A 10,780-nucleotide genomic window follows, 5' to 3' on the forward strand; every position below is an offset into this window, starting at 1 on the left:
TTCGTCTTAAACTCTGAGGTATATCGGTTCCGTTTTTCCATTGCTTCATTATAACTTATTTTTCTCCCTCCCGTGTCTCAACTTATGGGAGCATTATAGTTTTCTTTTCTTTCAGTGAAGCAGAACAAGCAGAAATTCAGAAAATGTTGGAAACTGTTAAGCAGATTTCTTCCGCCACCGATATCATCTTTGGTGAAATCTGCCTTTTACCTACCGGAGATTTGCATCACACTTCGGGTACGTGCCGTATGGGGGATGATCCTTCGACCTCAGTCACGGATCCGCATGGTCAAGTTCATGGCATTTCCGGACTTTATGTGGCTGACAACAGCGTTTTGCCATTCATCGGGTCCTGAAATCCAACGTTGACTACAGTTGCGCTAGCCATTCGAACGGCAGATCATATTGTTATGCGAGCGTGAATAATTCCTGCTGTCGCCCCTTCAATGGAGTGAATTACCATGTGTTGTACTTGACCCTTCCCAAGGGAATCAACTTCTCCGCATTGCCACGTTAAAACAAGAAAAAGAGCCCTTGAGATATTTCATGAGCATTTTTTTCGTTTTGGGGGTGAAGGTATTTCTTAACTTGATGGGCATGTGGCTAAACCCCTAAAAGGGACAGTTCCTGTTTTTTTCTGGTTTAACTTTAGATGACACTCTATGGGCTTCTAAGGATCTGTTTTGGCGTAATGAAAAAACAAGCCAGCTTAGTGCCGGCTTGCCTTTGATCAGTCGTGATAAATTAATCTTGTAGGAGTACCTTTATAATTTGTTTTTTTTACGTACAGTTCAGCTTGTCCACCACCGTCAGTAAATCCGCTAACATCAAATACATCATTCTCACCAGGGCAGACAGAGCGCTTTCCTACATAGTCATCTGGATCATAAGGATCATATTCCCAAAGCTCATAGTTTACGCAGACTGTATTGTATGGATCACTGGTTACTTTCCAGCTACCTCCACCAGAATCCCAGCTGCTACCATACTCGTAAACAGTTTCTTCGCCAATATAATCCCATGATCCGGCTCCGGCTGATGCAGATGGAACGGCAGCAGACATGGCAAAAGCGATTGTCACTGGCAAAATTAATTTTTTAAACTTGTTCATTATTTCACCTCCCCTCATTGAGGATATTTTAATCCATTTTACAAATTTATGTAATATTAAATACTCTTGATGAAAGAATTCTAATCCCCCGGTTCACCGTCCCTAAATCCCAAGTGACCCCGGAAAAACACCGGGGTCACTTGGGATTCTAAACGGGACTCGCAAGGAAGCAGAAAACCTCTGGGGTAACGCTCGAACAACATAATTTCCTGCGTTTCCGTTATCACTCCATCTCCGTAAACAATCATGTTCTATGAAGCAGATCGGAACTATGATTCCACTTCGCTTCACTCCATTCCATCCTCGTTCCCAAAGCAAGTAAGCCCATCCCACGAAGCAACGCGTTTGCAAACCCTGATCGAAGAAGCGGAAGGTTCGTTTCGCAGACATTTACCGCGTACAGGCCTTGGCCTATTTCGTTTTTTAAAGAAGCCACTCGTCATACCGTATCCATCCGGTCGCATGGGACCATATAGAACCTCTCCGCGCAAGGCGAAAAAACAACCTTGCGCTGCGAGAACCTGTATGGTCTTAAATCTGCGACAGCTACGGTATAACGAGTGAGTTTTTGTTCTTTGAAAACTACATACGGCAAGGCAAGACAGCAAGCAGCAAACTGCTCACACCTTAAAACCTTCAGCTCATCTCCGCTCGGGCTAGACAGGCAAGCGGTGTCCGAGTAAGGGGTTAAGGGCAGAAAGTAGGGCCTGAAAGGGGGTGAAAAGGAACATGAGTCATCGAGAGTTTGACGCGCTTTATCCGCGCCGGGAAACGGGGTTTGAATCTTCTTATGCTTCTGAAGCGGATAGAGGAAGAGCGGTTCAAAATGCATGAATTAGCCGAGCGGTACGGCCTTAGCGCTCCACAAGTGGTGGAACAGTCGCAAAAGTTGGACGGTTTGCTAAGAACCTACTATCAAATGAAAGCGAGGAAAAGCGCATGACGAATTTATTTATCTGCAAATTTCCATTGGGACAAGTGGTAGCGACAAGCGAGAAAGACGCGGCACATAAACGGCGATTGGGGCGAGGTTTGCGGTGAAGATTGGGCACATAACAACGAAGCGTTAGAAAATGGTTTTCGGCTTCTGTCTACTTACACAAGCGCGGACGGCGTGAAATTCTGGATCATCACAGAGTTTGACCGCAGCGTGACCACATTTTTACTACCCTCCGAATATTAAAAGGCCGAGCTGCTTAAAGGGAGCAATTCGGCCGGGGCGAAGAAATTGCTGTACCCCTTCGCCCCTCCATTATACCACGCTATAAGGGAGAGGGAACATATGGTAAAAATTATTTGTCAGGGGTACAAGGTACAAGGATGCACCGCCCGTTCGGTTTAAATCAGGGCAGGCATTTTATGTACCGTCACAGGATTACATCAGCGTTCCACAGCTGTGCGATTACGAAAAGCCCGAGGAATATTATTCGACCTTATTCCATGAGTTAATCGTGCGCCCGTAAGGGTTTAATGAGGATTGCCGTGCTAGCAAGCGGCTGGATTAGTCACAAAATCCATAAAACCAACGGCTTACTCTTGAAGGGAAACCTGAGAGGGGACTGTAGCATGCCGTCGAAGTCACGAGTCACGGGGGTATCACTGTGCGACTGAGTGGCGAGGTTAAAGTAACAGATGAGGATGAAGGCTACACTGCTTAAACGACAGTCAGAAGGGCTATATCGTGGGCTACAGCAAAGGATACATTTGAGGCTGTATGAAACGGAATCTTGAGGAATGGATTATACCTCTTGATAGTGGCTACCGTTCTCCTAACTCGGTAAAGAGTAAATGACGAACGTCGCGTCCGACACTGTTACGAGCTTCCTTTTAAACCTAAAAGGGGATTGCCTAAACTGGAGCGCCTATCAGTTGACTGGCTATGATCGTAGGATCTGAAAATCCAGCATGGCAACGGAGTCTCCGTAGTAGTCTGAGCTAGGGAAAGCCTAGTACATGGCGAAGGGGGACAGCTTACTGAAATCCAGAAACTACAAGTTGAAGGAGCGTGAGGCTCTATGAGAGATCCACAAGTGGTTCTGGACAACCTAGCTTCCAAGTCCGTAGAAGTAACCTACATCTATGAGAGGTTATACCGCAATTTCTATAATCCAGAATTCTACCTTCGGGCATATGCGAAAGTCTACGCAAAAGAAGGTAACATGACCAAAGGAGTCGATGGAAAAACCATCGATGGGATGAGTCTTGATAGGATAATCAAACTCATCAACAAGCTCAAAGATGAAAGCTACCAACCAATGCCAGTAAGAAGAACTTACATTCCAAAGAAAAAAGGTGGAACGAGACCTCTAGGGATACCCTCATTTGATGACAAGTTGGTTCAAGCGGTAGTAAAAGAACTACTTGAAAGTATGTATGAAGGGAACTTTGCCGACGAATCACATGGTTATCGCCCGAGAAGAAGCTGCCATACAGCTCTAACCCATATTGTAGATCGTTTTAATGGAACCAAATGGTTTATAGAAGGAGATATTAAGGGATTCTTTGACAACATTGATCATCACATTCTAATAGGCATCCTAAGAAAGAAAATCAATGATGAGAAGTTCATTCGATTGATTTGGAAATTCCTTCGTGCAGGATATTTAGAAGAATGGAAGTTCAATAATACCTATAGCGGAACCCCGCAAGGTGGAATCATCAGTCCGATTCTGGGCAACATCTACCTGAACGAACTAGACCAATACATTCTAAAATTTAAGGAAAAGTTTGATAAGGGCAAGGCGAGAAGTCCCAATAAAGCCTATGAGGTAATAAGAAGTCGTGAAAACTACTTCAAACAAAAGCTCAACGGCAAATACGGTACTTTAAAGGAAAGCGAGAAAGAATCTCTCATCAAGAAAATCAAGGATAACAAAAAGCTAAGGGTAACGCTACCTTCTAAAGATCAAATGGATTTTCATTACAAGAGACTACAATATGTCAGATATGCAGACGACTTTCTGATCGGTGTTATTGGGAGCAAGAAGGACGCACAGCGAATCAAGGAAGAGCTAACAATGTTCATAATAGATGAACTGAAGTTAGAACTTTCCCAAGAAAAAACGCTGATTACCCATGGAACAAACAAAGCAAAGTTCCTGGGTTATGAAGTTTGCATCTCAACCACTGACAATCTCAAAAAAGTCGAAAACAAGTATGGAAAAAGATATACCATGAGGAACTCAACAGGCAAAGTTAGATTAGAAATGCCGAAAGATGCATGGGTAGGAAAACTGGTGCAAATAAATGCCATTCAAATGGACGGCAAATTTTGGAAAGCCGTTCATAGACCCTACCTTACTAACCTAGATGATCTTGAAATACTCTCCACCTATAATGCACAGATCAAAGGAATGTATGAATACTACAAGCTGGCAATCAACTGTAGCGGACTAAATAAATTCAAATACTTCATGGAATACAGCATGTACAAGACCTTTGCCAACAAGTATAAAAGTTCAATCGGCAAGATCAAAAATCAGTATAACAAAAATGGAGTATTTACAGTCAACTACCAAACGAAGAAGGGCTTAAGGGAGCGAACATTCTACAGCGAAGGATTCCAAAGGGATACTTCAATCATTCATAAACAAAGGATGGTAGACCTAGAGCCTAACACGCATCAATATGTTTCAGCCCGAACAAGTCTCATAAGTAGACTCGCGGCAAGCGTATGCGACTGGTGTGGAACAACGGATATTCCCTTAGAGATTCATCATGTTCGTAAACTTAAAGATCTTAAAGGTAGAAAAAGCTGGGAAAGAGCAATGATTGCACGGAATAGGAAAACAATGGCACTCTGCGCTAATGGTCATGGTAACGAGTGTCATAAAAAGCTTCATGCCGGGCTTCTGGATTAATACGCAGGAAAGCTAGATTGATAGTAAGTAAGTGGCGAGCCGTATACATCGAGAGGTGTACGTACGGTTCTGAGGGGAGCGTCTGGAAACCTAACGAGGAGACTTTAAAAGGCGCCGGACGCTTACCCTACCACTCCACAGGGCACGAAAAACGTTTATACCGCTCGGGAATAATCGAGGTTGCCGCTTTCGGAAGTGAAGTCTACAGCAAGGAAGAACTTGTGGCGAAAATCGGCGCAGCGATGCTTTGCGGCGTGGCCGGAGTAGATAACAGCACCTTAGAAAACAGAGCGGCGTATATCGGCGGATGGCTGCGGAATCTGAAAGACGATAAAAAGTTAATTGTGCAGACTGCAGGGCAGGCACAGAAGGCGGCGGACTTTATTTTGGGTATGACCTTCGAGGAAGCAGCCGAGTAAAAGCGGAGAAGTGCGGCCCCCAACCGGGCAAAACGCTCTTCCTTCTCCTGCTTGAGCTAAACTAGGCAGGTTTCTTGAGCAACAAGTTGAAGTGCCGAAGAAACAGTCTCATTGCAGTTCTTTGCTCAACTAACGAGCAGATTTGTTTAATAAATACCTGGATTCTGCAAACGAAATAGGAGCAGATTGCCTAAGTGCATCTGCTCCTTAATTTTAACTTCTAATTGTTACCTGAATCCGTGAACACAGCCTTATGAAATTCATAGATTTGAAGAGATAAACAGAGTAAAATAGAGATAACAGTGGATTTCCTCACTGTTATTACTCTACACCTCTGGGGTGAATGTTTATGGTAGCCAAATTTACGCTTGAAACTTCCAGCGATTACTTAACTTCGCGTGCCGGCCTTATTCTCGTCGGCAAACTACTTGCAGAGACCAAACTTTTCGGGCGACTGAACCGCTCTGTCATCGACAACATCAAAGTTCCCCTCATCTCTAACGCGGATAACGTCGTCGCCTACCTAGGTCTGCTTTGCCAAGGGAAAAGCGACTTTGACCATATTGAGCCTTTTCGCCAGGATCGATTCTTTGCCAAAGCGCTCGGCATTCGCAAAATGACCTCCGCACCAACTTTACGCCAACGCTTTGACCAAGCGGCTCCATGCGGTCAGTGGCAGCGGGTCTTGCTCGAAGAATCCGCCGATCTGCTCAAAAAGTTTCATGCCCCGCTTTCGCCCATTCCGATTCATCGGAAAAAAGAAGAAACGCCCGTTTCCTATATGCCCCTTGATCTGGACGTCTCGCCCTTTGACAACTCCGGTACCCAAAAAGAAGGCGTCTCCCGCACGTATAAAGGATTTGACGGTTATTCGCCCTTCTTCGGCTACTTGGGTCAAGAGGGATATTGCGTAAACGTTGCGCTGCGTGAAGGCAAGACAAACGTTCAAAAGCATGCGGATGACTTCATCGACATGGCCGTCCGCTACGCAAAACGCGTCACGGATACGCCTTTGCTGCTTCGAATGGACGGCGGCAATGATGCGGCCGATAACATCAACTATTGTCTGGATCACAACGTCGACTTTCTTATCAAGCGCAATCCGCGAAAAGAATCGCCCGAGAAGTGGCTGGCTTTTGCCAAGCGCGAAGGCAGAAGCATCGAGGAGCGAGCTGGAAAGACGGTCTATTGGGGAAGTGAGACCGTTCATCCCGAACGCTTCATCAAGCCGGTTCAACTCGTTTACCACGTAACGGAACGAACGGCTGAACGAGACGGTCAACTCCTGCTGGTTCCGGAGATCGAACTGAACCTGTTCTGGACGACGCTGACCTGTGAGGAAGAGCAGATCCTCGCCCTTTACAAAGATCACGCGACCAGCGAGCAATTTCACAGCGAGATCAAATCCGAACTGGATCTTGAGCGTCTGCCGTCCGGCAAATTTGATACGAATGATCTGGTTTTGCATCTGGGCGCTTTCGCCTACAACTTGCTGCGTTTGATCGGACAAATCGCCTTGACAGAACCGGATGCGCCGACCAAAAAGAAAAAAGTCTTTCGACAACGGATACGCACCGTCATCCAAGATCTCATGCTGATTTCAGCGCGATTCGTCACACACGCAAGAACGCTCAAGCTCTGCTTTGGCCGGTGGAGTCCTTGGTTTCCGCAATTGCACCGCATCTACCGCCAACTGTCCTGACCCTTCAGAAATGAATACATGTGCTGAACCCTAAGAATGGTGGTTCTGCTTTGGGCTGCGCACAAACAGGGCAAAAGCCCCGTAACCATAAGCTGGTTGAATTACCAGTGCAGAAAACCTTTGAACTGATCAGGCGTCACGGATTCAGGTGTTAAATTAACGAATTATTTCTCGGTTCTTTTTGCGTAATCAGAACCTGCGGGTGGTCTTTCAAAATAGCGATTGTTAGATATCAAGTTTACGGGTACCGATCCATTTCACCATTTCAGGATCCTGATGTGAAAAGAACAGGCTCTGTTTCGTATCCAAGGTAGTAATCGCCTCCATATCCTCTTGTCTTAATTCAAAATCAAAGATATTGAAGTTTTCGATAATTCTTTCTTTACGAACAGACTTTGGAATCACAACGACTTCTCTTTGTGTCAACCAACGTAAAACAACCTGAGCAACGGATTTAGAATACTTTTCAGCTATGGATACCAGTACCTCATTCTGGAACAAGTTATTTTTTCCTTCAGCAAAAGGCGCCCAGGATTGGATCTGAACATTGTTCTCTATCATGAATTTCGCACTTTCGATTTGCTGGTTGAAAGGGTGCGTTTCAACCTGGTTTACGGCAGGAACTACTTCATTATGAATAATCAAATCGATCAGACGATCCGCCTGGAAGTTACTAACGCCAATTGAACGGACCTTTCCTTCACGATACAATTCCTCCATAGCCCGCCATGAGCCGTACACATCGCCAAATGGCTGATGAATTAAATATAAATCCAAATAATCTAATTGCAATCTTTCCAGTGATTTTTCAAATGCTTTCTTTGTGCGTTCATAACCAGTATCCTGAACCCAAAGTTTCGTAGTGATAAATAATTTCTCTCTTGCCACACTACTCCGTTTGATTGCTCTGCCAACCGCTTCTTCATTTAAATAAGAGGCAGCGGTATCAATCAGACGATATCCTGCCATAATAGCGTCATAAACGCTTTGTTCACATTCATTTGCATCTGCAATCTGAAAAACACCAAAACCGAGTATAGGCATTTCAACACCATTGTTCAAAATTACTTTTTGCATATAAAATCCCCCAGTAATTTAAAATTATTTGTAAATCGCTTTGATCTTATCCATTACATCCATATCAGACTCACTCTGTCGCCGCGCGTTTCGAGAACGAACGGGTAAGCCCGAAGGAAACGGACACCACGGCGACCGCCGCTGCGACTGCAGCGGCTCCAATCCAGCAGATCGACAATATCGACGGTCCACCCACGGCAACTCCTCCGATGCCAGCGCCAACTGCAAATCCGAGCTGTACGAAAGTGCTGTTCAAGCTGAGCATGATACCGGACGCTTCAGGAGCGAGTGAAAGAAGGTTAAAGTTCTGCGTCGGTCCGAACGTCCAGGCAGCGATTGTCCAAAGAATGAGTAACGGGATGGAGACGAAGTTTGAGCCGGCGGCAATAGATAGCAACGCAAGCGCTAGTGCTTGTACGATCATGCTGATGACGAGCGTGCGCGCAGTGCCAGTACGGTCCGCTAGAAATCCACCAAACTTAGAGCCGATTAAGCTCGCGATGCCTAATACGAAAAGAATGACGCTCACAACTCCTCCGCTCAACGACATAACGGAGGTGAGGAACGGAGTAATATAAGTGTTGACCACCGAATAGCCGATAAATACGAAGAATGTCACGCCGAGTGCGGTAGCGATCTTCGGATTTTTCAAGAGGGCAAGTTGTTTGCCAAGAGGGACGGATGCTTCGCCTTTCGTAGATGGAATCGCCTTTGCGATGGCGAAAATTCCAAGCAGGGTGAATAATCCAATGCCCCAGAAGATCACCTTCCAATCATACGTAACGGCAACAACGCGACCGATGGGAACGCCAAAAACGAGTGAAGCGCTAAAGCCTAGTGAGACGTTGGACATCGCTCTAGCCTGTCGTCCAGCAGGTGCCAGATTCGCAGCTGTAGCATAAGAGGTGACGACGAAAACGCCTGATCCGACCCCGAGTACAATACGAGAAAGAAGCAGGAAGCCAAAACCTGGCAAAGTGATAGTTAACATAATGCCAAGTAATATGATGGCGAGCGCCAGCAGCAGTTGCTTACGCCGCCCTATCTTCGATGTCGCCACTATGACCACAGGGGTACCAATTGTTGTGGCAAGTGCGAATACAGTGATAAGCTGTCCCGCCGCCGATAGCGATACGCCGACGGAAGTAGCGACCTCATCTAAAATACCAGAGATTACGAATTGTGACGTACCGACCAAAAAGCTGATAAGGGTCAGCATATAAATTTTCCAAGTATTGTTCACTGTATTATATTTGTCCCCCCTCTCACATCCTTATTATGCACCAGATGACAAAGCGACCGTTATCCCATTCGTGCCAAATGTTTGCCTAATCCTCTCACTACCGCTTATGTATCAGACGAATATGAATTATAATCAAACTATAAATATGACGGAAGGGGGAGGATCAAATGTCTGAAATAATCACTAAACAGCAGAATGAGCTCGCCAAAATCATTGAGCGCTATTCAGAAAAGGACGGTGTTCACCCAACTGCTATTCCATCCTTATTTTTCATGCGTGTCTCGAATGCGGCCGGACAAAGCCACGGAGTTTACAAGCCTTCCTTTTGTATGGTAGTTCAAGGAGCGAAGGAGGTATGGCTAGGGCAGGAGCGCTTTAAATACAGTCCTGCCGATTACCTTATTGCATCCGTTCACTTGCCAGTTACCGCCCAAGTCACTGAAGCCACTCCCGATGTTCCATATTTGGGTTTCAAACTTGAATTTACACCGAGTCAAATCTTAGAGGTTTTACAAGATTCTGAATTTCGAGTTGATCCGAAAGAAAATCCTAAGCGAGCTATGTTTGTCAGCCAGATGGAATCATCTTTATTAGATGCGGTCATGAGGTTAGTTCGTTTGATTGATAATCCTAAAGATATTCCGGTGCTTGCTCCACTATTTACGAAGGAAATTCTTTATCGGGTGCTCCAAGGTCAGAATGGGATTATTTTGGAGCAAATTGTAATGGAAGGAAGCCCAACCCATCAAATCCAAGGTGTTATTGAACAAATAATGAATAACTATGATAGTTCTTTTCGGATTGAAGAACTTGCCGAAATAGCGAATATGAGTATTTCTTCGTTACATAGACACTTTAGAGAAATCGCTGCTATGAGCCCTCTTCAATTCCAAAAACAGCTTCGGTTGCAAGAAGCTCGGCGCCTATTATTAACTGAGTCGGTGGATGCTTCTGAAGTTGCCTACCGGGTAGGCTACGAAAGTGCATCTCAGTTTAGCCGTGAATATTCTCGCATGTTTGGTTTTCCTCCCAAAGCTGACATAAAGCGTCTGAAGGAAACCATATGACCAGGCACAGGTAATTACTGAGCAAGTATTTGCCGAATCCAATGTGTGAGAGGCATTCTGACATCCACTTTAATCAACCTATAGGTTTGGAAATCCCCTCGGTAACATTGCGGATACGGCACGAAAATACCTCCGATTATCCTTAAGCAGTTAGTTCAAACTATATCTAGAAAAGCCAAATAGAAACTCTCTCATCAAGTCAGATTGGTATTATCCCCTTTAAGTAGACACTCTAAAAAAACCTCATGTTATCATGAAGGAAAGAGTGAACTTGGAGGGGATATTTTTTATGGCAAAACAA

General features: G+C 45.1%; 9 protein-coding genes and 1 pseudogene. 7 read left to right on the forward strand and 3 right to left on the reverse strand.

The genetic code is table 11. From position 1 onward, the window contains the following. Positions 1-143 precede the first annotated feature (143 nt). Entirely contained in the window at positions 144-356 is a 213-nt protein-coding gene (locus tag ASG81_RS33610; protein ID WP_081417609.1) for a GMC family oxidoreductase, read from the forward strand. 374 nt (positions 357-730) lie between these two features. Here the strand turns inward: ASG81_RS33610 and ASG81_RS26605 are convergent, their stop codons facing one another. Beyond that, positions 731-1,111: a hypothetical protein gene (locus ASG81_RS26605; RefSeq protein ID WP_056641773.1), complete on the reverse strand. Its 381-nt coding sequence runs from the start codon at positions 1,109-1,111 to the stop codon at positions 731-733. An 826-nt stretch (positions 1,112-1,937) separates the two neighbouring features. Here ASG81_RS26605 and ASG81_RS31465 point away from each other — a divergent pair. The 5 genes and pseudogenes from ASG81_RS31465 to ASG81_RS26625 all read left to right on the forward strand — a co-directional run bounded on the left by ASG81_RS31465 (position 1,938) and on the right by ASG81_RS26625 (position 7,092). Then, on the forward strand, positions 1,938-2,054 hold the full coding sequence (locus ASG81_RS31465) for an aspartyl-phosphate phosphatase Spo0E family protein (RefSeq protein ID WP_235549037.1): 117 nt from the start codon (positions 1,938-1,940) through the stop codon (positions 2,052-2,054). Positions 2,055-2,454: 400 nt separating this feature from the next. Continuing rightward, positions 2,455-2,574: pseudogene (locus ASG81_RS33265) on the forward strand (zincin-like metallopeptidase domain-containing protein); the annotation flags it as partial. Between the two features lie 552 nt (positions 2,575-3,126). Further along, complete coding sequence (locus ASG81_RS26615; RefSeq protein ID WP_056641780.1) at positions 3,127-4,971, forward strand: reverse transcriptase/maturase family protein; 1,845 nt, start codon at positions 3,127-3,129, stop codon at positions 4,969-4,971. Positions 4,972-4,988: 17 nt separating this feature from the next. Next, the gene (locus ASG81_RS26620) at positions 4,989-5,390 is read left to right on the forward strand and encodes a zincin-like metallopeptidase domain-containing protein (protein WP_235549038.1); all 402 of its coding nucleotides are present in this window, start codon (positions 4,989-4,991) and stop codon (positions 5,388-5,390) included. A gap of 349 nt (positions 5,391-5,739) precedes the next feature. Further along, positions 5,740-7,092: an IS1380 family transposase gene (locus tag ASG81_RS26625; RefSeq protein ID WP_056641782.1), complete on the forward strand. Its 1,353-nt coding sequence runs from the start codon at positions 5,740-5,742 to the stop codon at positions 7,090-7,092. A gap of 225 nt (positions 7,093-7,317) precedes the next feature. Here ASG81_RS26625 and ASG81_RS26630 read toward each other — a convergent pair whose 3' ends face one another. Continuing rightward, a complete protein-coding gene (locus ASG81_RS26630) occupies positions 7,318-8,169 on the reverse strand; it encodes an aldo/keto reductase (protein WP_056641785.1) in 852 nt (283 codons plus the stop codon). Positions 8,170-8,239: 70 nt separating this feature from the next. Next, positions 8,240-9,412 carry an MFS transporter gene (locus tag ASG81_RS26635; RefSeq protein WP_056641788.1) on the reverse strand — a complete coding sequence of 391 codons (1,173 nt, stop codon included), beginning with the start codon at positions 9,410-9,412 and terminating at the stop codon, positions 8,240-8,242. 167 nt (positions 9,413-9,579) lie between these two features. On the opposite strand from ASG81_RS26635, the gene ASG81_RS26640 reads away from it, so the two are divergent. After that, the gene (locus ASG81_RS26640; RefSeq protein ID WP_056641789.1) at positions 9,580-10,479 is read left to right on the forward strand and encodes an AraC family transcriptional regulator; all 900 of its coding nucleotides are present in this window, start codon (positions 9,580-9,582) and stop codon (positions 10,477-10,479) included. The last annotated feature ends 301 nt before the right edge of the window (positions 10,480-10,780 follow it).

This window comes from Paenibacillus sp. Soil522 (assembly GCF_001428245.1).
Taxonomy (GTDB): domain Bacteria; phylum Bacillota; class Bacilli; order Paenibacillales; family Paenibacillaceae; genus Pristimantibacillus.

Coding starts and splice junctions, on each gene's coding strand:
- ASG81_RS33610 (WP_081417609.1), top strand. CDS start 144: ATGTTGGAAACTGTTAAGCAGATTTCTTCCGCCACCGATATCATCTTT.
- ASG81_RS26605 (WP_056641773.1), bottom strand. CDS start 1,111: ATGAACAAGTTTAAAAAATTAATTTTGCCAGTGACAATCGCTTTTGCC.
- ASG81_RS31465 (WP_235549037.1), top strand. CDS start 1,938: ATGCATGAATTAGCCGAGCGGTACGGCCTTAGCGCTCCACAAGTGGTG.
- ASG81_RS26615 (WP_056641780.1), top strand. CDS start 3,127: ATGAGAGATCCACAAGTGGTTCTGGACAACCTAGCTTCCAAGTCCGTA.
- ASG81_RS26625 (WP_056641782.1), top strand. CDS start 5,740: ATGGTAGCCAAATTTACGCTTGAAACTTCCAGCGATTACTTAACTTCG.
- ASG81_RS26630 (WP_056641785.1), bottom strand. CDS start 8,169: ATGCAAAAAGTAATTTTGAACAATGGTGTTGAAATGCCTATACTCGGT.
- ASG81_RS26640 (WP_056641789.1), top strand. CDS start 9,580: ATGTCTGAAATAATCACTAAACAGCAGAATGAGCTCGCCAAAATCATT.